23 protein-coding genes are annotated in these 26776 nt (G+C 52.3%); 8 read left to right on the forward strand and 15 right to left on the reverse strand.

Annotated features, from left to right (window positions below; all coding sequences use genetic code 11):
- Nucleotides 1-4: 4 nt before the first annotated feature.
- On the forward strand, nucleotides 5-1603 hold the full coding sequence (ptsP, locus tag J3482_RS09170; RefSeq protein WP_188332182.1) for a phosphoenolpyruvate--protein phosphotransferase: 1599 nt from the start codon (nucleotides 5-7) through the stop codon (nucleotides 1601-1603).
- Nucleotides 1604-1714: 111 nt separating this feature from the next.
- Here ptsP and J3482_RS09175 read toward each other — a convergent pair whose 3' ends face one another.
- From J3482_RS09175 to pruA, 7 genes are all read right to left on the reverse strand, one after another.
- On the reverse strand, nucleotides 1715-2707 hold the full coding sequence (locus J3482_RS09175; protein ID WP_146822297.1) for a rod shape-determining protein: 993 nt from the start codon (nucleotides 2705-2707) through the stop codon (nucleotides 1715-1717).
- Nucleotides 2708-2813: 106 nt separating this feature from the next.
- Nucleotides 2814-3893: a M24 family metallopeptidase gene (locus J3482_RS09180; RefSeq protein ID WP_146822296.1), complete on the reverse strand. Its 1080-nt coding sequence runs from the start codon at nucleotides 3891-3893 to the stop codon at nucleotides 2814-2816.
- 284 nt (nucleotides 3894-4177) lie between these two features.
- Nucleotides 4178-4765 (reverse strand): staygreen family protein, encoded by a 588-nt coding sequence (locus J3482_RS09185; RefSeq protein ID WP_188332181.1) that lies wholly within the window; start codon nucleotides 4763-4765, stop codon nucleotides 4178-4180.
- Nucleotides 4766-4877: 112 nt separating this feature from the next.
- Nucleotides 4878-5360 carry a low molecular weight protein-tyrosine-phosphatase gene (locus J3482_RS09190; RefSeq protein ID WP_146822374.1) on the reverse strand — a complete coding sequence of 161 codons (483 nt, stop codon included), beginning with the start codon at nucleotides 5358-5360 and terminating at the stop codon, nucleotides 4878-4880.
- A gap of 61 nt (nucleotides 5361-5421) precedes the next feature.
- Nucleotides 5422-6102 (reverse strand): bacillithiol biosynthesis deacetylase BshB2, encoded by a 681-nt coding sequence (bshB2, locus tag J3482_RS09195; RefSeq protein WP_146822294.1) that lies wholly within the window; start codon nucleotides 6100-6102, stop codon nucleotides 5422-5424.
- Nucleotides 6103-6105: 3 nt separating this feature from the next.
- Nucleotides 6106-6480 (reverse strand): YojF family protein, encoded by a 375-nt coding sequence (locus tag J3482_RS09200; protein WP_021297574.1) that lies wholly within the window; start codon nucleotides 6478-6480, stop codon nucleotides 6106-6108.
- Between the two features lie 162 nt (nucleotides 6481-6642).
- Complete coding sequence (gene pruA / locus J3482_RS09205) at nucleotides 6643-8181, reverse strand: L-glutamate gamma-semialdehyde dehydrogenase (RefSeq protein WP_146822373.1); 1539 nt, start codon at nucleotides 8179-8181, stop codon at nucleotides 6643-6645.
- Between the two features lie 197 nt (nucleotides 8182-8378).
- On the opposite strand from pruA, the gene J3482_RS09210 reads away from it, so the two are divergent.
- The gene (locus J3482_RS09210; RefSeq protein ID WP_146822293.1) at nucleotides 8379-8882 is read left to right on the forward strand and encodes a cupin domain-containing protein; all 504 of its coding nucleotides are present in this window, start codon (nucleotides 8379-8381) and stop codon (nucleotides 8880-8882) included.
- Here the strand turns inward: J3482_RS09210 and J3482_RS09215 are convergent.
- Nucleotides 8857-9315, reverse strand: coding sequence for a GNAT family N-acetyltransferase (locus tag J3482_RS09215; protein WP_146822292.1), 459 nt, complete (start codon nucleotides 9313-9315; stop codon nucleotides 8857-8859). The genes J3482_RS09210 and J3482_RS09215 overlap by 26 nt on opposite strands.
- Nucleotides 9316-9506: 191 nt before the next feature.
- Between J3482_RS09215 and J3482_RS09220 the strand changes: the two genes are divergently transcribed.
- The 3 genes from J3482_RS09220 to uvsE all read left to right on the forward strand — a co-directional run bounded on the left by J3482_RS09220 (nucleotide 9507) and on the right by uvsE (nucleotide 13169).
- Nucleotides 9507-10715 carry an MFS transporter gene (locus J3482_RS09220; RefSeq protein WP_206915519.1) on the forward strand — a complete coding sequence of 403 codons (1209 nt, stop codon included), beginning with the start codon at nucleotides 9507-9509 and terminating at the stop codon, nucleotides 10713-10715.
- 18 nt (nucleotides 10716-10733) lie between these two features.
- Complete coding sequence (locus tag J3482_RS09225; protein ID WP_146822290.1) at nucleotides 10734-12131, forward strand: MFS transporter; 1398 nt, start codon at nucleotides 10734-10736, stop codon at nucleotides 12129-12131.
- A 69-nt stretch (nucleotides 12132-12200) separates the two neighbouring features.
- Nucleotides 12201-13169, forward strand: a complete 969-nt coding sequence (uvsE, locus tag J3482_RS09230) for a UV DNA damage repair endonuclease UvsE (protein ID WP_206922301.1) — start codon at nucleotides 12201-12203, stop codon at nucleotides 13167-13169.
- On the opposite strand, the gene J3482_RS09235 is transcribed toward uvsE, so the two are convergent.
- The 5 genes from J3482_RS09235 to J3482_RS09255 all read right to left on the reverse strand — a co-directional run bounded on the left by J3482_RS09235 (nucleotide 13164) and on the right by J3482_RS09255 (nucleotide 21260).
- A complete protein-coding gene (locus J3482_RS09235; protein WP_328702680.1) occupies nucleotides 13164-14234 on the reverse strand; it encodes a LacI family DNA-binding transcriptional regulator in 1071 nt (356 codons plus the stop codon). The two genes, uvsE and J3482_RS09235, sit on opposite strands and share 6 nt — an antisense overlap.
- A gap of 98 nt (nucleotides 14235-14332) precedes the next feature.
- Entirely contained in the window at nucleotides 14333-15955 is a 1623-nt protein-coding gene (locus tag J3482_RS09240) for a glycoside hydrolase family 2 protein (RefSeq protein ID WP_206922303.1), read from the reverse strand.
- A gap of 207 nt (nucleotides 15956-16162) precedes the next feature.
- Entirely contained in the window at nucleotides 16163-18328 is a 2166-nt protein-coding gene (locus J3482_RS09245; RefSeq protein ID WP_146822286.1) for a HelD family protein, read from the reverse strand.
- 73 nt (nucleotides 18329-18401) lie between these two features.
- Nucleotides 18402-19379: a magnesium transporter CorA family protein gene (locus J3482_RS09250; protein ID WP_021297564.1), complete on the reverse strand. Its 978-nt coding sequence runs from the start codon at nucleotides 19377-19379 to the stop codon at nucleotides 18402-18404.
- A gap of 255 nt (nucleotides 19380-19634) precedes the next feature.
- Nucleotides 19635-21260 (reverse strand): long-chain fatty acid--CoA ligase, encoded by a 1626-nt coding sequence (locus J3482_RS09255; RefSeq protein ID WP_146822285.1) that lies wholly within the window; start codon nucleotides 21258-21260, stop codon nucleotides 19635-19637.
- A gap of 223 nt (nucleotides 21261-21483) precedes the next feature.
- On the opposite strand from J3482_RS09255, the gene J3482_RS09260 reads away from it, so the two are divergent.
- Both J3482_RS09260 and J3482_RS09265 read left to right on the forward strand, forming a co-directional pair.
- Entirely contained in the window at nucleotides 21484-22269 is a 786-nt protein-coding gene (locus J3482_RS09260) for a CDP-alcohol phosphatidyltransferase family protein (RefSeq protein WP_146822284.1), read from the forward strand.
- A 74-nt stretch (nucleotides 22270-22343) separates the two neighbouring features.
- Nucleotides 22344-23627: a WD40/YVTN/BNR-like repeat-containing protein gene (locus J3482_RS09265; RefSeq protein ID WP_146822283.1), complete on the forward strand. Its 1284-nt coding sequence runs from the start codon at nucleotides 22344-22346 to the stop codon at nucleotides 23625-23627.
- Nucleotides 23628-23695: 68 nt separating this feature from the next.
- Here the strand turns inward: J3482_RS09265 and J3482_RS09270 are convergent, their stop codons facing one another.
- Entirely contained in the window at nucleotides 23696-24256 is a 561-nt protein-coding gene (locus J3482_RS09270) for a cysteine hydrolase family protein (RefSeq protein WP_146822282.1), read from the reverse strand.
- A 103-nt stretch (nucleotides 24257-24359) separates the two neighbouring features.
- On the opposite strand from J3482_RS09270, the gene trmB reads away from it, so the two are divergent.
- Nucleotides 24360-25064, forward strand: coding sequence for a tRNA (guanosine(46)-N7)-methyltransferase TrmB (gene trmB, locus J3482_RS09275; RefSeq protein ID WP_146822281.1), 705 nt, complete (start codon nucleotides 24360-24362; stop codon nucleotides 25062-25064).
- 258 nt (nucleotides 25065-25322) lie between these two features.
- Here the strand turns inward: trmB and J3482_RS09280 are convergent, their stop codons facing one another.
- Entirely contained in the window at nucleotides 25323-26771 is a 1449-nt protein-coding gene (locus J3482_RS09280; protein WP_146822280.1) for an aldehyde dehydrogenase family protein, read from the reverse strand.
- Nucleotides 26772-26776 lie beyond the last annotated feature (5 nt).

The raw sequence follows: 26776 nt of genomic DNA on the forward strand, positions 1-26776 counted from the left end.
AGACATGTTGGAATTTCAGGGTGTGCCCGTTTCAGAAGGTATCGCCCTCGGCCCGTGCTTTATCGTGGACACCGAGGAGTTTGTCATTGAACAAACCACTGCCGACGACGTCGCTAAAGAACTCAAACGCGTACAGACTGCACGAGAACAGGTTGCACATCGCCTCCAGCAACAACTCGACGCTTCTGACAACGAACCACAGGGAGAAATTCTACGGGCGCACCTCAGCATGCTCAACGACCCTCAATTAGCGACAGGGATTGAGACATCTATTCAAACGAATCGCGAAAGTGCGGAGTACGCGGTAAGCCACAACCTGTTGTCCTACGCGGAAATGCTAGAGGCATTGCCAGACGAATACTTGCGCGAACGGGCGCAGGACTTGCGCGATTTGCGCTTGCAGTGGCTTGCGGCGCTCTTCGGAAAAAGTGAATTGGTCGATGTCCCGTCCGGTGCCATCGTCATCGCGACCGAGCTGCTACCCAGCCAATTTTTGCAGGTGAAGTCACACGGAATCGGCGGAATTGTCACAGAGCAGGGGGGAACGACTAGCCACGTGTCGATTCTCGCGCGCAATTTTGGCATTCCGATGGTCACCGGCGTTCAGACAAGCGCTTTTGACGGCGCCGAGTCCGTCGCAATCAACGGACAAGACGGCCGCATCATTATCAATCCCGACGACGACACGAAAACACAATTTAACCAAGCCCGTGAGACATACGAAACGATGATGCGACAAGCTCACGAAAACCGTATGTTCGCAGCCACAACCCGAAATGGACAGACCATTGAAGTCGCAGCCAACATCGGTGGCCCAGACGACCTGGAAGAAGTGCTTGCGAATGGTGCAGACGGCATCGGCCTGTTCCGGACAGAGTTTCTGTTCATGGATAGATCGGCAGCCCCGACTGAAAATGAACAATACGAAGTATACAGACGTGTCGCAGAAGCTATGGCCGGTAAACGCGTGGTCATCCGCACGCTCGACGCAGGCGCTGACAAAAAAGTGTCATACTTGCATTTCGACGACGAAGAAAACCCATTTCTCGGCGTGCGCGGCTTGCGATACACGTTGAAATATCCAGAGCTTTTCCAGACACAATTAAAAGCCGTCCTGCGTGCCGCACAACATGGAAAGATTTCACTGATGTTTCCCATGGTCACCAATGTCGCGGATGTGGAAGCGGCCATTGAAGCCGTCGATGAAGCGCGCCGCACGCTCACCGATGAAGGGCAAGCGTACGGTTCGGTCGAGTTAGGCGCGATGATTGAGGTTCCTGCAGCGGCCCTCATTACCGACCTATTAGCCGAAAAACTAGATTTCGTCAGTGTCGGAACCAATGACCTCATCCAGTACACCACGGCCTCGGACAGAATGAATCCAGCCGTGACAGCGTGGTATGAACCAGGCCACCCTGGACTCTGGCGCCTGCTCGAACAAGTCAGCCGAGGTGCACACCAACAGGGTGCTTGGGTAGGCATGTGTGGTGAACTGGCAGGCACACTCGAATTTGTCCCGCGCCTCGTCGAATTGGGCTTTGACGAACTAAGCATGTCTCCCAAGCGCATTGGGCTTATCAAAACCGCTATTCGCAACTTGTGAGGCAAACGGATAGATATCGAATGACATGGGTGCACGCCGTGCGGCCAAAGTAAAAAATGAGCGGAGCGACCGTGCTGCTGTCGGTCGCTCCGCTCATTTTCCGGACATCCATCAGCTTGTCCGCAAAAATGACTTAGCCTTGTTACGCCAATTATGGCTACTGTATTCCGTCATTTTTTCCAATCCGAGCACAACCGCGTCATCCGGGTTTTCCGCAACGGCAACAGGCACCTCAACACGCGATTCAATTTCTCGCCGAATCAATGCACTATTGGCCCCACCACCGACAAGTACCGCGCCATGGTCCATAATGTCGCCAACCAACTCAGGGGGACAGGTTTCAATCGTAGACCGAATGAACTCCACGATTTGGTCACAATAGCTAATCAGCGGCGCTTCAAACATCTCACGTTTAACCTCGACTTCACCAGGCAGCCCAGTGGCCAGATTCCGGCCAATCAATCGGAACGTCTCCAGTCCGTCTTCACCCAACTGGTGCTTCACCTGCTGTACCGATTGGAGGCCGACCGCAAACCCCTGGTCACGTCGAATCGCCTCCACGACCTCGTAGTCAATCGCCATCATCCCTTGTGGAAGACGTTGCGAGGAGACGACGCCACGCATCGAGAGCAAGCCAACTTGGGTTGAACCCGCGCCGAGATCGACAACGAGTGCCCCCTGCGGTGCATCGACAGCTAATCCGGCGCCCAGTGCTGCAGCGACCAAAGCGTCGACAAATTGAACCTGTTTGGCACCCGCAGCTCTCGCGACCTCTTCTAAACCACGCCGCTCAACTGAAGTGAGTCCAGCTGGCAACGCCATGGTGATGGGCATACGAAGACCTAACCCCCGGGTAAACCGCTTGGCCACGAGCTTCTGTAACAGTAGCACCGCCGCCTGCGAGTCCTTGATGGCGCCACCGACGACTGGCCATACAATTTCCACCGACGGCGGCGTACGCCCGACCATTTTCAACGCCTCGTCGCCGACGACAAGGGTATCGTCCTCCCTGCGCGCCAAGACACTCGCCTCCGAGACAATGTCTGCGCCAGGTGCTGTCGAGATTCTTAGTCTGCTTGTCCCGAAATCGATGACCATGCTCATTACACGCACATCCTCACACGTCTTTTCGACAGTTTTCGGATGGCGTCGACATCCTATGGGGGTCGCTTGGCGAATCGGTATTTTGCCCCCCTATCAACTGGGCCTCTTAGCGAACGAGAATATCCGGGCGAAGCACCTGATTCCCCCCGTGGTTCACGGCAATGTACGGCCAGTCTCCTGTATGAGTCAAAAAGGTGTTGCCGTGCTCCTCGACCAACAATGTATCTTCCGACTTGATGCCGCGAATTGCCGGATTCCAGGCATACGCCTCGTGTAAATGAATCTCATCATGTGTGTCTGGCGTCGCCAAATACTCACGTGATGCAAATCCAGTCGGGCCACCTTGGTGTAACCAGCGCCAGTCATCCGGATAACCGACTTCACCATAAGCGCGGATAGCCGTATTAAATACGTCAGACACCTTCGTTCCTGGACGCGTCGCTGCAAACATTTGGACATCAATGTAAGCGCATTTTTCACGATTGACTTTTAGTTCATCCGGGAGCTTCCCAAAATGCACAAAACGCGTAACATTCGCAACCAAGCCATTGCGGCGTGCACACAATACCAACATTGCGTACTTCTCAAGCGCTTTCTCCGTAGGAATCGGATGCCGATAATGAAATACCCGTTCATCGGTCGCCACCAGCACAACGTGCGGTGTACAACCGCGCTTTGCCACACCAGACATCAATTGCGCCGCTATCGAAAACTCTGATTGCCCAGGTTGCACCTGTTTCGCGACGTCCTCAATGACCTGTGCAGTATCCAGACACAGTGCACGATACTGCCCGATTTGCTCCCCTGTTAAGCATCTGCGCAACTGGATAAGCTTATCGCCAACGAATAAAGCACCCGGGAAAGCTGCATCTGTTCCTACGCGCAGGTCGCCTAATAGCTTGGCCAGCGTCGGTTCAACCCCTTCAGTCCAACGGGTCGATACGAGTTCCACGGGCAAGTCGCCCAACTCTTCCTCCGCAATCCGCCGGGCCTCAATCTCGGCCGTCACGACTAATACCTTGTCGTGCAACACGACAATATCGGCCACGCCCGTCTCGCGTTCGATTTCAATATGATTATCACGACCACCGGTGAACCACGCGAAGTTGGCTCTTGTTCGCAATAACAACGCATCCAAGTCACACGCTTTCATCAACTCGCGGCATTGTGCCACTTGACCTTCCATGAAACTTTCCTCCTTCAAACGCTATGTATTTACCTGGATCATTCGGAACAGGTATGCCATACGCTACTGCTCGTCCAATATTCCCATTCACCTGATCGGCCAGTGCGCTTGCTACGACCGCAAACGCTAAAGGTACCCATTGCTATTTTATCGCAAAACAACCACAAGATGAAAAATATTGGAGGCTGCGCGAGAAAGGGCGAAGGTGGTCAAGTTTCTATTTCGACATTTCCCGCGCAATGACCAGGTTATTCCAGTTATTCATCTTCCGCAGCAAGGGGGCGTCACCGCTTGCGAAGCAAAGGAATGGTATAGTCTTTCCATCGCCCCCACGCCTCCGTCCGATGATACTTTTCACTGTCCGATTCAAAATGGACGACAATCGAGGCATCATCTAACTCTGGATGGGCCGTAAAGAGATAAGCATCGGCATGTCGAATGGCCCGTAGTGCACGAGGTAACTCCTTCTGAAACGCGTAATCGCGCTGTTTTGCGCGGCCATACACCCGCCCGCCACTGACGTGCACATAAATGTGCGTCACAAACAAAGGTTCACCATCTTCACGTTGACCCTGCACGGTTGGACCAAAGGTTGTAACAAACTCGTCGGTGCCACCGTCAACCGCCGAACCTGGGTTCGCGTTTTCGGCCAACCATACCCCTCTCACCTCATCACGCATAAACCGAATATACGGGCGCTCAAGCTGCACTGGGTTATATGTCAGCCCAACACTCAAGTACAGGTCACCCGTTCGGTCTGAATGGGTCAAAGTATAGTGGCGACCCGCGATTGGAAATGACGGATTAACCCCTTCAAGAAACACGGTATGCACTTTGTTCGGGCGAAACTTCGGAGATTTCCGCTGTGTCATCGCGTATGCTCCTCTATTGATGTCATTCGCCCATATATACGCGCAATTCACAGCAAAGGTGCCTCGCTTCATCAAAAAGACCAGAACAACGTTCTAACGCCAAATCGCTACATTATTCGTTAGATACCGTTTGTCCAAAATCTTCCTGAATGCGTCGAAGCAACGCTTCACACCCCGCAGTGACCAGTTCGTAAACTTTGTCAAATCGGCCGTCGTACCACGGATCAGGCACGTCTTTTTCCAATTCGTCAGGAACCAATTCGAGGAGTCGAAACACGTGTTCCGACGGCGCTAACCCCAATCGCTTTAAACCCTGTAAATTATCCGAGTCCATCGCCACCACATAGTCAAAATTCGGAAGTTCTTCCCGCTTGACCTGACGACTATAAATTCCTGCATATGATATTCCGTATTTATCCAAAACCGCCCTTGTACCCTGATGCGGTGGTTCTCCTGCATGCCAATTTCCAATTCCCGCAGAATCCACTTCAACCTGTCCAGAGAGACCTTGCTTCTCCAACATATCGCGAAATACTGCCTCCGCCATCGGCGACCGACAGATGTTGCCCAAACAAATAAACAAGACGCGTATCATAGCGTGCCGTCCCTTTCCACACAAACGCGCTTGGACATCTACGTCCAAGCGCGCACCACCTTCAATCATCAATGCGATAAATCCAAAAATACTCTTTGCTCATATTCGCTTCTACTTGCTGGCGAGCCTCTGGACTCTTCGCCATCTGCTCTTCCATCTGAGCAAACATCGCTTCAAACTGGGATTTGTGCGCCCGCATCGCAGCCAACTTCGTATCCAATACACTAGACACGTCATACGTCACATCCGGCGGCCCAAGAACGGCCCGCGCATCGTGGGTGACTGCCGATCCGTAAATGACGGGCCGCTCTTCCTTCGGGAGGCGCTTGACCGCAATCACGGCCGCATGAGATAACGCATCGTGATCAGGATGTACGCCATGCTTCGGGTAATAGGTCATCAGCAGCGAAGGCTTTACATCACGAATCACCGCCTCAATTTTGTCCGCTACCCACTCTGGATCTTCAAACTCGACCGTCTTATCACGCAACCCGAGTAAACGCAAGTCATCGATGCCAAGAACGCGACAAGCTTCTTCGAGCTCCTTCTTACGAATATAAGGCAGCGTTTCGCGATTGGCGAATGTTGGCTTGCCCATATTCCGCCCGAGTTCCCCCAACGTCCCACAAATAAGGGTAACAGGCGTCCCAGCTTGCGTATATAAGGCAACAGAGCCGGCCTTACCGAACGACTCGTCGTCCGGATGCGGATAAACCAGCAACACGTGGCGTTCTTTGTTCATCCTCTATACCCCCTCTTCATCCAGCACACTCATCGGAAACGGCGTTCTCGACAACTGCAGTGACACGGCCAAACGCCCTTCCTCGTCGTGGCCTGCGAGGAGTAGCCGCCCTTTGGCATCAACCTCAAAATCAGTCAACCCTTGTGCGTAAATCCAGCCATCTGCCATCTTCAATCCAACACGGTATGGCTTGTCCCCAGCGATGGTCGCTCGTTCAAACTGTACCTTACCGTTCCGTATATAAGCACAAACCGCCATGGGTTGACCAAAGCGATGCGCTGCATAAGCCCCGTTCGTCGTCTCTAGGTGCAGATATACCTCTTGATTCAAGAACTCAGAAAGCTTGGTCTGTACGACGTCCACGCTAATTGGTTGCACAGGATTCGCCTACTTTCGTATACAAAATGACTACTGCTAACTCTATTCTATGGTCAACACGCACGCATTGCAAAAAGCAGCACTTTGACAGAAAAGGGCTGCCGACTCAGTCGACAGCCCAACACTATCCGATAAGCGATATTGCAATTGCTTTCGCGCGCATTAAAACTGTTCGGTAACAGTCTTTGGTTGAACGAAGTTCAATAGATAATCCGGTCCGCCTGCTTTGGCGTCTGTCCCCGACATGTTAAATCCGCCGAAAGGCTGCACGCCTACCAGAGAGCCTGTGCATTTGCGATTAAAGTACAAGTTACCGCATTCCATGTGGTAACGAGCGTACTCAAGGCGGTCGCGCCGGCGTGAAAACAGCGCCCCAGTGAGTCCATACTCCGTATTGTTAAACACATCGATGCCTTCCTCGAAAGAACGCACCTTACATATCGCCAAAACGGGTCCAAAAATCTCTTCCTGCATAATGCGTGCGTCAGGTGCCGCGTCGACGAAGACGGTCGGGTGGATAAAGTAACCTGTTGAGTCATCCGCCGTACCACCAACGAGCAGTTTCGCCTCACGCTTTCCAATCTCGATGTAACTGGTCACTTTCGCGAACGCTTTCTCGTCAATGACAGGTCCAACCACTGCATTGTCGGCCGGCGCACCCATTTCGAGTTTCTTGGTCAATTCCGCGACGCGGTTGACAATTTCGTCATAAACCGCCTCATGGATAATCGCTCGGGAACCAGCAGAACATTTTTGCCCCTGGAATCCGAATGCCGATGCGACGATAGCTGCGGCCGCCGCCTCGACATCAGCTGTCTCGTCCACGACGATACTGTCCTTGCCGCCCATTTCTGCGACAACGCGCTTAATCCAGCGCTGCCCTTCAGAAACCTTGTGTGCCGTCTCGTCAATGTGCAGACCTGTATTTTTCGATCCGGTAAAGGACACAAACCGCACGTCTTTGTGCGCAACCATGTAGTCGCCGATTTCTTCCGGCGGGCCTTGGACGAAGTTGAGCACCCCAGCAGGCAATTCGAGTTCGCGCATAATCTCGACAAACTTGACGGCCATCACCGATGAAAGCGGAGAAGGCTTCAAAACGATTGGATTCCCGGTGACAATCGCCGAAACAGCTGTACCGGTCAAGATGGCAAGTGGGAAGTTCCAAGGTGGAATAACGACCCCGACGCCAAGTGGCAAGTAGAACATCCGGTTGTCTTCACCTGGATATGGTGTGAGCTCCACACCTTTGCCAAGCTGAATTGCCTGACGGGCATAAAATTCGAGAAAATCGATAGCCTCACAGACATCGCCGTCCGCTTCAGCCCAGTTCTTCCCAGACTCGTAAATTTGCCATGCCATCAATTCCGCTTTGCGTTGGCGCATGATTTGTGCGGCCTTCATCAAGTACATTGCCCGCTCTTCAAATGTCGTGTGACGCCAGGTTTTAAATGCCCGAGCAGCAGCGGCAATCGCTTGGTCGACATGCGCCCGCGTCGCTTGGCTTATGTAACCGACGACTTCTTGGTGATTTGCCGGATTCACCGACTTGAGCAAGTCGTCCGTCATAATCTCTTGGCCATCAATATACAGCGGATAAGTCTTTCCAAACTGTTTTTTCACTTCAGCGAGCGCTTGCTCCAACTGCTGTTTGTATGGAGCGGTTGTCCAATCGGTCGGTGGCTCGTTTCGATAAGGCATCAGCGTCAACTGACATACCTCCTAAAAATAAATGGTGACTCACAGCCTGCAAAATTGCGCAGTATACACATTGTGCAGAAGGTTCTGGTGGTTTCAATCTCTATCCTGCCAAATCTACATACGAAAATGCAAATCTGAATCGTCTGTCAGTGGGCAAATGTGTACAATAAGGGGGATACTTTCAAGGAGTGTGAGGTATGAACGCACAAGCATGGATTCAACAGTTGGACTTACAGCCGCACCCAGAAGGCGGCTACTATAAGGAGTTGTACCACTCCGGCATCTTTCTTGAAGACCCAGCCATTCAAACGCAATACGGCGGTCTCCGCGAGACCGCCACGTCTATCTACTTCCTGCTCGAGGCAGGTGATGTGTCCCGAATGCACCGCCTAAAATCGGATGAAATCTGGTATTTTCACGCGGGGTCGCCATTGACAGTTCACGTCATCTCACCGGAGGGCCACTACACGACCCACCAAGTGGGCCTTGATATCACCAGCGGTCAATCCCCACAAGTCCTCATCCCAAGAAACCACATCTTTGGCGCCACGGTAGACGATACGGGTGACGCCTTCTCTGTCGTCAGCTGTATGGTTACACCCGGTTTCAACTTTGCTGATTTTGAACTGTTCGAGCGCCAAACCCTTTTGGCACAGTATCCGGCTCACGAAGAAATCATTGTGCGGTTGACAAATCCATAAGCTGTTTTTTCATGCGCACATGTAAGATACCTGCGTCGAGAAACGGCGTATCGCTGACCTTTTGATAACCGAGCTTGACGTAAAAATTTTCTGCGTGGCATTGTGCGTCGAGCACGGCAAACTGAAAACCATCGCGCTTGGCTAGTTGTTCAATCGCATTCATCACTGCGCGGCCATATCCGCCCTTGCGGTAAGGTTCCAATACCGCTACACGCTGAATTTTTGCCGTATCGTCGTCATAAGGCATGTAACGGGCCGTGGCGACGGCGCGGCCCGCATCGTCCAAGACCAACACGTGATGCCCTACGCCGATGACATCCTGGTCATCTATCTCCTCGTCCTCAGACACCCCTTGTTCCTCCATAAAAACCATTCTTCGAATCTCCAGGCATGCTGCGAGTTCTCTATCGTTCGTTACATGTACTGTCTTCATTCGCTGCCCCTCCTGCAGTAAACCAATGTGCAACATGGTCGAATGTTCGGACACGTTACTTCGTACACCTGAAGATACCATCTCGCGTCATCAACTGCCAAGATACACAGAAAATACGGAACACAGGAAATTTCGGAGTACGAAGAGTATAATCATGGTTGTGACTGCTAGGGGGAAATGAGTGAAACGCTGTGGATTATATCGAACACGGTACAAAAGAGTACAGACGCGTCAACCTGGCGCTGTTTTTTGGAGCGTTTGTCACCTTTGCGAACCTATATGCGGTGCAGCCGCTCTTGCCTCGATTTGTAACAACGTTTCACATCGGGCCAGCCACCGCGTCGCTGACCCTGTCATTGGCGACCATCACAATGGCTGTTGGTCAACTCATCGCCGGTTCGTTGTCGGAGGCCTGGGGGCGCCGTCCAATTATGCTTGCCTCACTCATTCTTGTCTCTGCTTCGAGTTTGGCAAGTGCACTGACAACTGACTTTACCTGGTTTTTAGTGTTCCGGGCAATTCAAGGATTCGTCCTAGCGGGCCTTCCTGCCGCCGCCATGGCCTATTTAGGCGAAGAAATTCACCCCAAACATCTCGGGCGCGCGATGGGCTTATACATCAGCGGCAACTCTGTCGGCGGTATGGCTGGACGCATTATTGCTGGGTTGATGGCCGGTATCTCGTGGCGCTACTCCATTCTCACCATCGGTCTCATCGGTGTGCTCATTACCTTATGGTCTTGGTGGAACATTCCAGAATCCCGCCACTTCAGGCCCCAACCGCTGCGCGTCGGACTTTTAACCCGTACGCTCGTCAGCCACTTTCGCGACCCTGCGCTGATTGTGCTCTTCGCAATGGGGTTCTTGCTGATGGGGGGATTTGTTACGTTCTATAATTACATGCCATTCCGACTCGAGGGGGCCCCCTATCGACTCTCCCCCTCGCTTATCGCTTGGCTGTTTTTGCTGTACATTGTAGGGACGTACAGTTCCTCCTGGATGGGTAAGTTAGCAGATAAATACGGGCGGCGACGGATCTTGTGGTTGGCGGTGTGCATTTACGCTGCAGGAACGTTTGTCACGTTGTGGACACCGCTTGTCGGACAGATTCTCGGCATAGGACTGTTGACGTTCGGATTCTTCGGCGCACACGCGCTCGCCAGCAGTTGGGTCGGGCGCCGCGCACAACGAGATAGGGCACAGGCGTCATCCTTGTACCTGTTTTTCTACTATATGGGCTCCAGCGTTGGGGGAACCATCGGTGGACTGTTCTTCACCTCGAGTGGGTGGCTTGGCGTCATCTGCTTCGTGGGGATATTTATTCTATTGGGATTTATCGGCACGCTATTGCTGTCGCGAATTCCAAACGTACAACAAAAAGTACAACAAAACGAAAGCTAAAAAAGGGGGCGTTCCTCGATGGGTAGTAACCCAGTATCCACCAATTCTGCAATACCGTTTAAAGTTCGAAATAAAAATCTGTTTCTCATCACCATCGCCCTTGGCGTCTTGCTCAATCCATTGAACTCATCCATGATTTCAGTAGCGATGGCGCGCTTTGAAAATGTCTTTCACGACAACTTTGACACCGTTTCATGGCTGATTTCATCCTATTACTTAGCCAGTGCCATCGCGCAGCCTATCATGGGCAAACTAGCCGATATGCTAGGGCGAAAGCGCCTATTTCTGTTGGGCCTGATTCTCGTAGCGGGTTCCTGCGCATTGGCTCCATTCTCTCCATCATTTGCCTGGCTAATTGTGTTCCGACTGATTCAGTCGTTGGGCAGCGGCGCCATCTATCCAGCAGGTATGGGTATTGTGCGAAACTATGTCACAGAGCGCCAGTCCCAAGCACTTGCTTTTCTCGCGGTCTTCTCATCAGGTGCCGCCGCGTTTGGCCCTTCGCTAGGCGGCATCGTGATGCACTACACCGATTGGCCAGGTATTTTTTGGATAAATTTCCCGTTCATCATCGCCAGCTTCTTGCTTGCCATCTTCATCTTGCCGTCTGACAAATTCAGTCGCAAAGAAGGCTCAACAACACCCGTTCAGCAGGTTGTGCGCCAAATGGATATCCCAGGAATCGCTCTCTTCGCCATTGGCATTATCACGGCCTTGGTGTTTCTATTGTCACTCACGGAACAAATCACATGGTGGGCGCTGCCTGTCGCCATCGTCGCGTTTGGCTTATTTGGCTGGCGTGAATCGCGGGCGCATACACCGTTCCTGAGCTTTTCACTATTTCGGAACAACTTGCCGCTCACATGGGTATTGGTTCAATTTACAGTCGTCAATGTCGTATTCTATTCCGTATTTTTTGGAATGCCCACATACCTGCAAGAAGCACGTCACTATGACACTCAACAAGCAGGATTGCTCATGCTCTGTATCGCCGGATTCAGTGTCATCACGTCGCCCATCACAGGCCGTTGGGTCGCGAAGTCAGGCTCGCGACCTCCGCTCATCCTAGCCGGGGTCTTCATGACTGTGGGGAGCGGCCTGTACATCACCCTGCAGAATCACAGCCCTGTCTGGTGGCTCGTTGTGGTGTTCTCGGTGCTTGGCCTCAGTAACGGCTTTAACAACGTAGGCCTGCAGACAGCGCTTTTTAAGGTCAGCCCAAAAGAAATCATTAGTACGGCCTCTGGCCTGTTTCAGATGGCGCGGTATATGGGTACAATTTTGTCGACTGTGTTATTGGGGCTCTTATTTGGGCAACATTTATCGACGGGGCAAATTCATATTCTAGGCGTCATTCTAGCCGCGATTGGCGCATGCGTCATCATCATGAGTGTACGGCTTCCAAAAACCGCGTAATGATTCGCGCCATGGCATCACGCCGACACAATGCCCCGTCACACATCCGGTGAACAAGGGGCAATGGACGTGCTGGTTCGGTTCGGTTTTGTGGCCATGGCGATGGGTCTTCAAAATGCATCGCCCTCCAAAACGATGACATTCGCGACTTTTCAAAAAACCGCAGATGAACAGGCTGCGTTAAACCGCATTTTGCGCATTGCTGAAGGAAATTTGGCAAACACGCTCCGAATTCTCAAGTATGCATTTTACGAAGGCATTCGTATATACCGTTTTTCATCCAAGCTCATTCCCCTATACGGACACGAGGTCACCAAATCCATAGACTTTATGGCTAAACTGAGACCTCAGCTACAGGAAATCGGAAAATATGTCACGGACAAAGGATTTCGCGTCAGTTTTCATCCTGACCACTTTACCGTTCTCAACAGTCCAAAGGAGGATGTCTTCACGAACGCCGTTGACGTCTTAGCGCGCCATGTCCATTTGCTTGAAACGATGGGCCTGTCCACCACTGCCAAACTCAATATTCACGTGGGCGGTGCATATGGAGATAAGACATCGGCCATCGAACGCCTGTATCATCGCTGGAACCGCGTGCCGAACCAGGTGAAACAGCACCTTCTCTTCGAAAATGACGACAAAACCTACACCGCGCGAGACACACTCAAAATCTGCCAACACTTAGGTGTCCCCATGACCCTCGACGTGCATCATCATTCCTGTAACAACGACGGACAAACCGACCTTTCCCTGATGCTCGAAGACATCTTTGCCACTTGGAAAGACACACAACTAACCCCAAAAATCCACATGTCCTCGCCGAAAAGTGTACGGGACTTTCGGGCCCACGCCGATTTTGTCAATGTGGACGAACTGCGCCATTTTCTCGATCTCGCCCGCCCCCTCGACACAGATATCGACATAATGATTGAAGCTAAACAAAAAGATCTCGCCGTTCGAAAGCTGCTACAGGACCTGGCACACGTCGAAGGTGTCACGGTACTCGACGGTGGTTCCATTCGCTACCGCTCATGACACGACGCCGGCTTTCATGGGCGCGACGGAATCGCGAAAAATCACGTCGCCAGGCATGAGCAGTTTCTCCCGCTTGGCGCCCGGCATCTCCACTCTGCGCAACAGCATTTCGACAGCGCGTTTTCCGAGCGCCTCCTTGTCCACGTGAACGGTCGTCAAGGCTGGAGTGACCTCGAATACGTCATCAATATCGTCAAACCCCGTCACCGACACCTCGCCGGGCACGTCGATGCCCAACGACTCAAGCGCCCGAATGGTGCTAATGGCAATCGAGTCGTTCGCGCAGACAAAAGCCGTCGGCAACTGGCCATCACGCCGCATTTGTTCGACTTCCTTTGTGATTTTCGCCTGATGTTCCTCGCGGCTACTTCCTTGCTCCTGTAAAAATGCTTCATTTTGTACGAGCGGAATGTGGTTGCGTTCCAGTGTCGTGCGAAAAGCCAACCAGCGTTCGAAAAAACTTTCCGCATAAGAGATATCGCCAATAAACTGAAGTTTGGTGTGCCCAAGCCCAATTAAGTGATTGGTCAACCGAGTGGATGCGTCAAAATTATTGACGAATACACAATCTGACGGGACGGTATCGTCCTCGTGGTCAACCAGTACAAACGGGATGGAAAGCTTTCGGATTTCCAACAAAATGGCGTTATCGACAAGCCCGACACCAATCACGCCAAGCAATCCACTTGGATTGAGCACGGCTAAAAAATTCTCCGGCGCGTGTTCCGTCACAAGCATCATATTTAAATCATTTTCTTTTAGCGCTTCAATCATGCCGTCGACAATGCGTCCCCAATAACTCGACGCCCGATTCTGCATACGGATATTTGGAAGTAAGATGACGACGGTATTGGCTTTGCGAGTCGCCGACTGAACAGATCTGCGCGCGGCAACTGTCGCCCTAGGCTGAATAAAATAACCCAGTTGTGTGGCAATCTTAACAATCCGATCACGCGTTTCCTGACTGACGCCACTTTGTCCAGACAACGCTTTCGAGACAGCATATTTAGAAACGCCAGCGAGATCTGCGATTTGCTGCATGGTCACTTTTTTCGACAAAAACATCACTCCAAAATCCGACGCAATCTGCCGAATCATTCTAACAAATGTATCCGGTGCTCATCAGAACATCGACGCCCCGGAGCACCCGCCATACCCAGCCCTTACGCGCCAGAATAGCTGTCATAGTAGCTCCTGACGTGTAACTGAACCGCAAACTGGAACGCGTTCAACGGCTCAAACAGCCAGGACTTGTGTACATAAATTATTTTCGGTTGGCCGGGTACAACGTCAAACCAATTGTCCGAAAATCGATAGCCTCCCGGTAAACAAAGTTCTACGTATTTTGCAAGGTGCTTGGCCGACACCACAATTTCAAACGCCTCACCCACGTCTCGCACCTGAAGCCGCAAAGCCGGGTCACACCAATTGTAGCGATGCACAGGACAAAACTGGACAGTATCTGCCGCCACTGGCGAACCATCGCACTCAAATTGATAGGCAAACGACAATGTACGGCGACTGCCAGCACTGCTGAGTTCTTCGGAAAAATCGAGTTCTGGTAACGGCCAAGTGGACAATCCGGCAACGTAAACGGGAACGCGCCCAGCTAGGACGACTTCACCAACATGACTCAACAACTGCCAGTCTAAAAATCCTTCCACCGGCGTCACACGGTCATTCGTGACGTATAATGTTACCCGTGTATCATTAGAACAGACACTGACAAGCACCGGTGCATAAAACCGCTGAGCGAAGTAATGCAGTGCCTGCCATTGTCCGCTATGATCCAGGCTAGACCCTGTAATCCCCGACCAACGTTGATTTAACGGCCAATCGAATACGCCTATCGAGCCAATTCGCTGGCGACGTGCGGCTTCTACCTCGCTGCGAATCGCCTGGGCCCGCTGCAACTCTAGTAGATACATGCAAGCGGCAAGGTCTTTGGCAAACCTGAATCCGCCTTCCGGGCCGATTCCCTGGTTAGAATACACGGGCTTTGGCCACGCGCTATCAAGCGACCATATGCCAATCGAGGGATGATGACGAATCCGTAAGACTTTATTCTGGACAGTCGTTAACCACCGACGTTTGATGTTATCTCCCCATACCGTCGCTCGTTTCGGAACCGTGAACGTCTGCCATATGATGAGACCTAGTTTATCACAACAGTCATAAAACTCGTCTTCTGGGAATTCTTCGCCACTTGACACACGAATCATATTAAAATTTGCTTCCACACAAGCTTGGAGTAAATGCCGCATTCGCGCCGAATCACTCCGTCCATCCGGAGTGCGTTCAGGATAATAGGTAGCACCTTTGAGAAATAGGTCAATCCCGTTGACAACACAGGCAATCGACTCGCCAAACGCCTCAGCTGTGCGTCGAATTTCGATTGTCCGCAGACCAATCGTGAAGTTGCGGCGCGCGAGGCGTTCTCGACCGCGCACAATACTTGTCTCCAATTGGTAAAGAGGCTGGTTGCCGTAGCCGGCTGGCCACCACAACGCTGGCTGGGTAACCTCGATAACCACTTGCGCAGTTCCTCCGACAACCGCCTGAGATAGCGCTTCCATTGTGCCGTCAGGATGCGTCAAGACGACATCGACAGAGAATGGGTACATGTTTGATTGACACTTGACCACGACGTCGACCGTCAACCGCACCACTCCATCGCAGTGATGTTGCGAAATGCGCACGTCGTCTAGACCTACATCCTGTTGACAGACTGCCTCAGAACCCCATGCGTCGCAAAATCGCGTGCGATGATTCCCAAATTGTTTCATGGCCACACCTCATTCGCCAAAGTGATCCCGCGCCTGTTTTGCTTCCGAATACATACCGATAGGCTAACGATACCACAACTTCATCAAAAAGTTTTCAATAATTTTATTTGTTATTACTAACAGGTTAGTTAGTGTAATTAGCTAAATAGCGGTGTCAATTCGGGTGGACCGACGTGCGTCAGCGACGGCGACTAGCGCCAACCTTCATCAGGTGGCGCTGTGCCGTTCGCTCACGTCCGATGGTGGAATCAATGCACAGAGATGGTCTGTATAGTGGACGTGCAGTTTATGAAGTGCCCGCGTACAACCGACATACAGTAGCTTGGCGGACAAAGAGGACGTGTCATAGTGATGATCATCGACATCGACGAGCAACACGGCATCAAATTCAAGTCCCTTGGCTAAATAAATCGGAACAATGGAGATGCCGCCGTGATATTCGCTCTGCTTGGCGTCAATCAGGTGCGCATCCAATCCTGCTTCAAGACAAGCATTATGGTAGACATGTGCATCTTCTTCGGTGCGCGTCAGCAACGCCACTGTGGTCGCGGTCTGCCGCAACGAATTGAGTTTGTCAACGGCGTCATCGAGTCTAGTTCGCCAATCAACTTCCTCAACGATCACAGGCTCCCCACTGCGAAACACTGGCTTCGCCTCGCGAAACTGACGAAACGGGCGAATGATGGCATTGGCGAATTCAATAATTTCAAAGGTCGAACGGTAGCTGACATCCAGCTGGTAATATGCGGAGCTGCCTTCCGGAAACTGTGACAGGAACGCAGTCCAATCTGTAATGCCTTGATACGTATGAATGCTTTGCGACAGGTCACCTAGGATGGTAAATGATCCACTGGGACAATAATTGCGCAAGATGGCAATTTGGAACGGAGAAAAGTCCTGGGCCTCATCAATCACGACGTGATGGAACCTGTCTCTGGCATCGACGCCGTACAACCGCCAGTGAATGTAGAGCATCGGCGCTAGGTCTTCGATTTGCACTTCGTATCGCGCACCGCGTTTTTTCGGCGGTTGAATGCTTTCCGAACTAATACCCGGCTGCTCTGCAAGAAATGAACGATAAATCGCTAACGGTGTAAAATCTGGCCACTGGCGCTCATACGCTCGGTAATTTGCCGTGGCCGTTCGTTTTTGCGCCTTCTTGTCAAGGTCTGGGAAGTCTTTCAGTTGCATTTCCATCCAGCGTTTCACGCGGCCCATGACGCGGGTGCGTCGCTGATGTAGCGGATAGTTGCCGTATTCCTCGTGAAACCACGCAGCAATCTTCGTATACGGCAGCGTGTGGCCAGGAAACGGGGTAAAATCGAGCTCAGGAACACACGTTTTTTCAAATTCTGTTAGATAATTGGCCAATGCATCCCGGAACGCAAGACTTCCCTTCTGCTCCACATCCCGATATTGCGCGCGCCGAGCGCCCGCTTCCTTCAGCCCGAACCAGTCGCGCAAGCGGTGACTCACATCGCCTAAACCCACCTCATAATCGAGAATGCGCAACGCCCAGTTGGCAAACGTAGTCTGCTGAATGCCGCCCACACCAAGCTCAGGCAACACTTCGGAAATATAATCCACAAACATCGCATTCGGCGCGAAAATCGCCATTCGCTCTGCCGCCATCTTCTCCTGATGTTGATACAACAAATAGGCTAAGCGATGAAGGGCAACTGTTGTCTTGCCACTGCCCGCTACCCCTTGAATCACCACAGCCAGGTTTTTGTCCGCCCGAATGATGTCATTTTGCTCTGCTTGGATGGTCGAGACAATGTCTCGCAGTCGGCTGTCCTTATTTTCCGCCAGGCGATACAATAAGAACTCGTCCGTTGTGGCAGTCGTCTCCTGGCCATGTACGTAACTGTCGACGACGCGCAGTAACTCACCGTCGCGAACGACGATATTGCGTTTGAGATAAACGTTTCCTTCGATGGTGCCTTCCGGAGACTCATAGGCGGCCACGTCCCCTTGTCCCGTAAACGAATAAAACACGCTAGCCGCTGGTGCCCGCCAGTCGAGAATCATTCGCTCAGCCGTATCTGGGTCGTCCACACCGCGCTTACCGATGTACATCATCTCAACCTGGTCCGTGCCATTGGCGCAAAAATCAATACGGCCAAAGTACGGTTCGCGCTGTGCCATGCGTAGTTTGCGGAACCGCTCACGCGTTAAGTCTTCAACTGTCGCATCCGCGATTTCATCCGCGGTAAGTGCCTCATCAGCATCTTCATCTTCGTCGATTTCGAGAAGTCTTGTGCCGTCTCGGCTAAGTTGTTTGCGAATTTGTGCGAGTACGTAGTCCAAATGGTCGCGTTCTTCCTGAAGTGGATCTTTGGGGGCAGAATCGAATGAACCCGATTCCATCATGAAGATACCTCCAGCGTTTGAATTCGTGAATCATCATGGTATCACATCCAACGAAGGAGGTAAATTGGATTACTTATATCCAATTGCGCTTTCGAAACACCCGAATCATCCATATACACAAGCCCACCATGATTGCGACGACGAGTACCGTACTCCACCATGACCGCTGAAAAGGTAACGGGACATTCATTCCAAAAATACCTGTAATCAACGTCAACGTAGCCGTCAACGTCGTGATGATAGTCAACATACGAATGGCTTCGTTCGTCTTGGCCGTTCCATAAGACGAATAGGTTTCCAACGCACTACTGACGAGATCACGAAAAATTTCAATCGAATCAGAAATGCGTTCCAGGTGGTCCGTCAAGTCCATATAATATGGCACGTTGTCCTTATGAACTTCGAACGTGTAGCGGGTACCCGTTCCCACCGTCGAGAATATTCGACGCTGTGGATCAATCACGCGACGCATAAGCACAATGGTCCGCTTCAACGACAAGAACTCTTCCGTAATCGCCAAGGCCGGATGTTCGTAGATTTCGACCTCGAGCTCGTCAATACGGGCGGAAATCCGCTCGATAATCGGAAAATACGTGTCGGTGATACCATCGACAATCGCGTACAACAGGTAATCTGGCCCCTTCGTCATATAATGCGGCGTCTTGCGCGAGACATCGGCAATCCTGCCGATGGATTCAATCGGATTCTTGTGTACCGTCACCACATAATTTTTCCCCAAAAAGACGTTCAGTTCCTCACTGTCGATTTCCGGGTCACGGTCTTCATTGTACCGAAGCGCATGAAGTTCGAAAAAGTCGTAACCGTCATAACGGTCGACCTTTGATCTCGGCGAATCATAAATACAGTCCTCAATCGCCAGTGCGTGAAACGAAAAAATCCGCCCTAACCACTGCAAATCGCGCGGTTGCCAGTCAAACAGATCAACCCACAGAAGGTTTCGCTCATCCGCTAGGAGGGTACTGATTTGGTTCAAGTCTACGTCGTGATGCATGGTCCCGTCTGCATGTTTGTAGAAGTATGTTTTAATCATGACAAATTCCTCTTTTTACCCCTGGGATGCGCTTGCTACGCGGTGTGTCACACATTACCATACCCGCACCGCCTAAACAGTACTCTCGTTACACGCAGCAAACAAAAATGACCGTCCCTGTGCCATTCAGCTTGAGCGTACCGCAAACCCGCAGCAAACGTCCAGCACAACATTTCGCAAACCATTCACAAATAAAAGACAGCCGATTCCAAGCGGATGCTATTCGCGATGGACACCTTGTGGTCCACCGGGATACTAAATTTGCACCGCGAGCTCGCCACGGCGGTATTGTTCGCGAAGCGTTCTCTTCGCAAACTTGCCAACACTCGTCTTCGGGATTTCATCCAAAAAGACAAATGCCTCCGGAATCCAGAAGTTTGGGACGCGCCCCCGCAAAAATTGGCGCAGCGCATCACTTGGCTGTTCCAAATCTGCGCCTGTTCGCAACACGACACACGCCAGCGGCCGCTCCTGCCACAACTCATCTGGAATCCCGATGACCGCCGCCTCGACGACATCCTCATGCGCCATCAAAAGATTTTCCAAATCAACGGAGGAAATCCACTCGCCCCCGCTCTTAATCAAATCTTTGCTCCGGTCTACAATTTGCAGATAGCCCTCTTCATCCATCGTCGCAATATCGCCTGTTCGAAACCACCCATCGACAAACGCTTGTGCTGTCTCCTCCGGGTTGCGATAATACTCGTTCGCTATCCAAGGTCCGCGCAACCAGAGTTCGCCCCGCGACACGCCGTCGTGTGGGACGGCTTGTCCGGCGGCGTCGACCAGTTTCATCTCCAATCCGGGAACAAGTAGCCCGGTCTTGGTGCGATAGCGAATTTGTTCGTCGGCAGGCAATTGCAAAATCGTGTGTTTCGGAGCGCCCAAAAACGTCACAGGACTCGTTTCCGTCTGCCCATATCCTTGATACATCGCGACGCCGAGCTCCTCCTGGTACGCGCGCACCAAACTCTCTGGCAATGCCTGTCCACCGCTGATGAGCATCCGCACGCGACGAAAGTCATACTTTCCAGGATACTTTCGCACATGTTCCAGCATCCCCATCCACACAGTGGGTACACCGGCGCTAAATGTTACCCCTTCACTCACCATCAAGTCAGCGATATCCGCCGGGCTCGGCCGCGCACCAGGCAAAACAATTTTCGCGCCAGACCAGAGGTCACAAAACGGACGCCCCCAGGCATTCACGTGAAACATTGGGACAATCGGCAGACTTGCATCCGAGTCGTCCAACGCGAAATACCCTGTCATAAACATCAAAGTGTGCAGGTAAAGGCCGCGATGCGAATACAACACACCTTTAGGATCCCCCGTCGTCGCCGAAGTGTAAGCGAGTATCGCCGGTGTCGATTCGGCAAAGTCAGGGTAGTCATAGACCACTGGCATCTCGGCGATAAACGCCTCATACGAGATTGCACCTGGCAATAGGTCGGAGACATCGAGCTTGTCGGTCAACACGACGTATCGCTCTACCGTCTGCAATTGGCTGGCAATAGGTGCAATTAGCGGCACGAGGTCCTCGTCCACGAACAGCATTTTGTCGTTCGCGTGATTTATCGTATAGACCAATTGATCCGCGGAAAGGCGGATATTCACTGTATGTAAAATGCGTCCAGAGCATGGTACTCCGTAATACAATTCCAGATGTCTGTCGTGGTTCCACGCAAACGAAGCCACTCTATCTCCTGCTGTGATTCCGGCGTAATCGAGTGCATGTGCCAATTGTGCCGCGCGCCCAATCATGTCACGGTACGTGTAACGCCGCCGTCCGTTTGCCGTGCGCGTGACAATCTCCTGCTCGGGATAGACGAGATTGGCGCGATATAAAATGGACTTCAACAATAGTGGAAAATCAGTCACAACAGACAACTCCTTGCACTTGCGTTATCATTCTGACACGCCGCCGAAGCATCGTCTCCTCCTTATTATAGAAGACAGGTCACCTTGATGAAAATCATGGGATATGACAACACTTGACAAGCTACTGTCGCCGTTTAATGATTAGTCCATTCAGAGATAGTGTCGCAGTCAACGCTGCGGCTGTACACAAGGTGTACGATGAATTTAGAGGGAAGGTCTTGAAGTGAAGTTTACAGATACTTATTTCTTTCGTTGTGCTGACAATCCATACGTGCGCCATCCAAAGCCGTGGGATACGTACACAACGCTGCCACTGTCCGTTCCAATTTCGGAGTGGTTATGCAAAACGCGTTTGACACCAAACGCGATTTCGGTCATTTCGATGTTGTTCGCCATCGCGTCAGCCGTGGTGTTCTACTTTGCCACGCCGCTCGCACTCGTCATAGGTGCCATCTTGTTCCACATCTCGTACATTCTTGACTGTGCAGACGGATATAAGGCGCGCAAAATGAACATGGCGTCGAAAGTGGGCCATTGGATAGACCATACGTTTGACGAAATCAAAAAACCCATTCTCATGATTGGCATTTATGCGGGTCAGTACGAACACCTCGGTTCGCTGCCGCTATGGGCCTGGATTGGTGGTTTTCTCTACCTATTTAGCCGCGTTCTCGTAAAAACAGACAGTACCGTCAAAAAGGCGCCATCCGAAGCAGACTCGGAGCCGGAGCGGAAGCTGACGCGCGCGGCCGGATCAAATATATTGTTAACCCCTCGTCAGCAGTGGCTGTTCCGCCACTTTGGCATTGTCATTTTATTTACGTCAATTGAAGCACAAGCTATCGCCTTTGTCGTCGGCCCAATCTGCCAGTTGCCGATGCTCGGCTTCTTGGTGGCAGGGTCCTTATCCATCCTGTGGGTTCTCGTCGTCGATGGCGTATTGTACTGGCGACGCCAACTTCGCGCACAAGCGCATGCCAAGAGCGAGCGAGATCTCGGCGTCCGTTGACACGCATTTGAAATACTCAGGGCTCAAACAAGCACCAACGAGTCCCCATCAGGAATGGAAAGGATGTGACACATGTGCAATTTGCTCCCTTGCAACGCGTGGTCTGCAGCTGTCTATTAATTTTTTGCTTAGTTGGCTGCACGACGCCTTTCGCGCGTTCTACTTCTACGAGTGTCACATCCAAACCTGACCACAGTGCCGCGGAGCAATCGACGGATACAAGTGCGGCAAAAGGCGACCCGCTAACGAACGCTAGCACTAGCGACGCCACCTTCGAGGACAAACTGCACCTGCGCGACGCACATCTGCAGATGTTAGACACTTCGACGGGTTTCGCGTGGGGGTACGTTGGACATACGTTCAAACTGTACAAAACCACCGACGGCTGTTTGACATGGCAAACGATTGCCTCCCCTGCGATACCGCCTTACGACGTCTCGTTACAAGGACCTGGCAATACGGGCTATACAAATGCCGACTTTATTGGCACAGCGAATGGCTACCTAGGGGCGCTCGCGTTCATGCGGGCGGATGGTGTTCACGTACTGACAACCACCGAAACCGACGGCAGCCACAGCAACCACGTGTGGCACACAGTAGTGATTCCTTCGCCTGGAGACGCGACGCATATCGGTCAAATTTGTTTTACGACACCCAAATACGGATGGATGTTGTTACTCGGCGATGGAGCCAGCGGTGCAGCACCCAAATATCTGTATCGCACCACGAATGGCGGCATGACGTGGCAAGAGGTAAATTCGTCTACTGCTGCCCTTCCCCATAATGGCGTGGACGTCGATATGACGTTTTCTCAAGACGGCGTACATGGCATCCTCACCACGGTGAATCCGTTGACCCTTTCCCCTGTTATGGAAGAGACCTCCGATGGGGGGCGGCATTGGCAGACTGTCCTCGGTTCCCTGACCGGAATGCATCTAACAGACTCCATCACAGATGTAACACCATTTACCCCCACGCTGGAAAACGGAATGGAGCACGCGGAATTTTTTGTTGAGTCACCTGATGGCAACAAACTTCTGATGATTGCCAAGGAAATGAAAGGTGGCTTAATCACACACACGTTGTCCGTGAGCAATGTCCAAGCCCTGACTTGGAGCGAATCAGCAGCGACAGTCGTGTTGCGAAAGGACGCCCGAGATATCGTCATGCACAGTGATGACGACGGACAGGATTGGACGACTGTCGGAAATATTCCGAACTCCTTGGCGGATAACACGACAACGGTACAAAACTTCCAAATGTTTGGCCAAGTAGGTTGGCTGTTGCTTCAGAATGATACACTTACACCAACCCTACTGAAGACCACCGACGGAGGGGCACACTGGACGACAGTGTAGCCCTGCTGTTGTGAAACACCTATGTACGCCCCACGTACTTACTGTTGGTAAGGCGCTAAAAAGTGGGGTCAATCGACTATCTTGGTGTGGAAACAAAGTGCCATTTGCTCTATAAACGTATCGTGATTCGCCGTGAATGTCGCGCAACCGCGCCGGTGAACAACCGTTTGAAACCCCTCGTCGTAAGCGCCCGCCGCAGTCAAAAAATCGCAAATGTCGGTGCACACCCCTGTGATATGAACCGTGTCTACACCGCGTTCCCGAAGTTTATCCGCGAGCCCCGTCCGATGAAACGCGTTGTAACTTTGCTTTGGAATAAAGAGGACGTCTGAATCGTCCTTGGCGGACGCATACCACGCCTCGAGCTCGCCATAGAGCCGATGCCCCCACGATCCGACAACGTTATGCGGCGCCCACTCCTGAAAGTGCGAATCATTTGGTTGATGTGTGTCCATACAGATAACCACCACATTTCCATTGTCCCGCATCTGCTTTGCGACCTCCAGAATGTAGGGCACAATGGCCTGCGCCCTTGTGCCAGCGGTCAAACTACCGTCATCTGCGACGAAGTCATTCGACATATCGATGATGAACAGCGCTTCCCTACCGACGTGTGCTTCCTTGCTCATGGAAAACTCCCCTCTATTCGCCTGTCATCTGCCAAATTCCACTTTGCCTTTATCCTGATTGTAATGTACCATGCAAAAGATGAAATGCGTAAGGAGGCTCCGTATGCGCTACCGTGGAGCTCGCCACTTGCCTGAGTGGCTAGAACAAGGGGCGGCAGTGTTGCGCGACAACCGCAAAGACGACCTGACCGACACCTTTCAGACAATAAATAAACCCATTTGCATTGAAGTTGGCTGCGGCCGAGGCGGTTTTATACGCCAAATGGCAAAACTGTGGCCAGATATGATGTTCATTGGCATCGACAAAGTCCCCGCAGTCATCGCCAAAGCCGCCGCCACTTCTGTGGAACAGGGCTTGACGAACGTCCTGTTCATCATCGGCGACATCGAAGATATTGCACCAAAATTGGATAAGCATCGCGTCCAACAAATTTTCCTGAACTTTTCCGATCCGTGGCCAAAAGCCCGCCATGCAAACCGCCGGCTAACCGCTCACAAAAAGCTAGACATCTATGCCCACCTGCTGTCCGAGGACGGCGTGCTCGAGCAAAAGACGGACAACCAGGTGTTCTTTGAATGGTCTGTCGAGTCCATTGCCGATGCAGGTTGGTCGCTGGTGCGCGTCGAGCGAGGGTTTTCGGCAATGGACATAGAGGCTGACGATGCGGGAGCCGGACGGATGGAAGCCAACGGTACAGGAACCGTGGGCATGATTTCCAGCCAGTTTGTCCAAACCGAGTACGAGCAAAAATTCCGCGCCCAAGGCATACCGATTCACTACTTGTGCGCGCGACCGCCAAAAGCGTGATTGCATGCGTCTACAGCGTCGGCGGATGACGGGCACGTGGGGCACATCAAGCGCCTTACGGATGCCTGAGACCCCAAGCGCCTCGCGGGTGTCCAGAGTGCCGCACGCCACCCCAACCAACACAAATAGGGCCGAAATCGGCCCTATTTGTGTTAACTGTCACACTTTGAGATAACACATCTGTACCACAGACTACCCGTCAGTCAGCGCGGACAGGCGGCGGACAGTGCACAGACCCCGATTGGATTGGGGGTCGTCTCACTCAGAAAATACACCCGTGCGGAAGGCGACCATTTTAATCTCCATCATATCCTGCATCGCGTAGCGGACGCCTTCGCGGCCAGTACCACTCTGTTTGACACCGCCGTAAGGCATCTGATCGACACGGAATGTCGGAATTTGATTAATCAGCACCGCGCCCATTTGGAGTTCGCGGGTGGCGTGGAGGGCGTGATCGATATTCTTTGTAAAGACACCGGCATTCAAGCCGTACGGCGTGCTGTTCGCGACGCGAATCGCCTCGTCCCAGTCGTCGAACGGAGCGAACAATGCGACAGGCCCAAAAGCTTCCTCCTGGCTGAACTCTGCATCTGCAGGAACGTCCGTCAAAACGGTAGGCTCCATCACGCGACCATCAATCTTGCCACCCGTGACAACTTTCGCGCCTTTGTCCACGGCGTGCTTCAACCACGTCGCCAGTCTATCGACGGCATCCTGATTAATGAGCGCAGAAATATCCGTGTCTTCGTCGAGAGGATTGCCGATTTTTAACGCTTTAGCGCGTTCGGCCACCATCTGCGTAAACTTGTCGTAGATACTGCGGTGAACCAGGATACGCTGAATCGAGATGCAGACTTGCCCGTTGTAACTAAATGCCCCCGCGGTCGTTTCGGCGGCAATTTTGCTCAGTTCCGTATCACTAAATCCTTCGTCGATGATGAGTGGCGAATTCGATCCCAATTCCAGCGTGACCTTGCGCAACCCGGCCTGCGCACGAATCAATTTGCCGACGCGCGGGCTGCCCGTAAAGGTGACGAATGCGACATTGGGGTGCGTCGTGAGAATCTCGCTAAGTTCCTTACCGTCGCCTGGAATAATGTTGAGCACACCATCGGGAAGGCCAGCATCCTTGAAGATCTTGGCCAACACGAGTGCGGATAACGGTGTGTGCTCTGCGGGCTTTAAGACAATCGTGTTCCCCGCCGCAATTGCAGGACCAACTTTGTGAGCCACGAGGTTCATCGGGAAATTAAATGGCGTAATCGCCGCCACGACGCCCATTGGTTCATAAATCGTGTACGCCGTGTGATTTTCGCCGTGCGGCGCTGCGTCGAGTGGAACCGACTCACCACGAATATCCCGCGCGGCCTCAGCTGCAAACAAGTAGGTCTGTACCGTCCGTTCGACCTCGCCGCGGGCGGCTTTCAACGGCTTCCCCGACTCGCGTGCGATGGTTTCTGCCAACTCCCCAATTCTATCAGAAATCAGTTGCGCCGCAGATCGCAGAATGTGTGCGCGCTGCCAAGCTGGCACCTTGCGAAACGATTCAAATGCTCGCCGCGCCGACTCAATTGCGACGCGGGCGTCATCGACTGATGCATAGCCGATTTGTGCAATCACTTCGCCCGTGTGTGGATTCTCCAGCGGCACGTGACGCTTCGCATCGACCCACTCTCCGTCTATCCACAACTGCGATATTCCAACCATATCTC

The sequence above is a fragment of the Alicyclobacillus suci genome (assembly GCF_017329615.1).
Classification (GTDB): domain Bacteria; phylum Bacillota; class Bacilli; order Alicyclobacillales; family Alicyclobacillaceae; genus Alicyclobacillus; species Alicyclobacillus suci.

Excerpts from the sequence above, each read along its gene's own strand:
- ptsP (WP_188332182.1), top strand. The coding sequence starts at position 5 with ATGTTGGAATTTCAGGGTGTGCCCGTTTCAGAAGGTATCGCCCTCGGC.
- J3482_RS09175 (WP_146822297.1), bottom strand. The coding sequence starts at position 2,707 with ATGAGCATGGTCATCGATTTCGGGACAAGCAGACTAAGAATCTCGACA.
- J3482_RS09180 (WP_146822296.1), bottom strand. The coding sequence starts at position 3,893 with ATGGAAGGTCAAGTGGCACAATGCCGCGAGTTGATGAAAGCGTGTGAC.
- J3482_RS09185 (WP_188332181.1), bottom strand. The coding sequence starts at position 4,765 with ATGACACAGCGGAAATCTCCGAAGTTTCGCCCGAACAAAGTGCATACC.
- J3482_RS09190 (WP_146822374.1), bottom strand. The coding sequence starts at position 5,360 with ATGATACGCGTCTTGTTTATTTGTTTGGGCAACATCTGTCGGTCGCCG.
- bshB2 (WP_146822294.1), bottom strand. The coding sequence starts at position 6,102 with ATGAACAAAGAACGCCACGTGTTGCTGGTTTATCCGCATCCGGACGAC.
- pruA (WP_146822373.1), bottom strand. The coding sequence starts at position 8,181 with ATGCCTTATCGAAACGAGCCACCGACCGATTGGACAACCGCTCCATAC.
- J3482_RS09210 (WP_146822293.1), top strand. The coding sequence starts at position 8,379 with ATGAACGCACAAGCATGGATTCAACAGTTGGACTTACAGCCGCACCCA.
- J3482_RS09215 (WP_146822292.1), bottom strand. The coding sequence starts at position 9,315 with ATGAAGACAGTACATGTAACGAACGATAGAGAACTCGCAGCATGCCTG.
- J3482_RS09225 (WP_146822290.1), top strand. The coding sequence starts at position 10,734 with ATGGGTAGTAACCCAGTATCCACCAATTCTGCAATACCGTTTAAAGTT.
- J3482_RS09235 (WP_328702680.1), bottom strand. The coding sequence starts at position 14,234 with ATGTTTTTGTCGAAAAAAGTGACCATGCAGCAAATCGCAGATCTCGCT.
- J3482_RS09240 (WP_206922303.1), bottom strand. The coding sequence starts at position 15,955 with ATGAAACAATTTGGGAATCATCGCACGCGATTTTGCGACGCATGGGGT.
- J3482_RS09245 (WP_146822286.1), bottom strand. The coding sequence starts at position 18,328 with ATGATGGAATCGGGTTCATTCGATTCTGCCCCCAAAGATCCACTTCAG.
- J3482_RS09250 (WP_021297564.1), bottom strand. The coding sequence starts at position 19,379 with ATGATTAAAACATACTTCTACAAACATGCAGACGGGACCATGCATCAC.
- J3482_RS09270 (WP_146822282.1), bottom strand. The coding sequence starts at position 24,256 with ATGAGCAAGGAAGCACACGTCGGTAGGGAAGCGCTGTTCATCATCGAT.
- trmB (WP_146822281.1), top strand. The coding sequence starts at position 24,360 with ATGCGCTACCGTGGAGCTCGCCACTTGCCTGAGTGGCTAGAACAAGGG.
- J3482_RS09280 (WP_146822280.1), bottom strand. The coding sequence starts at position 26,771 with ATGGTTGGAATATCGCAGTTGTGGATAGACGGAGAGTGGGTCGATGCG.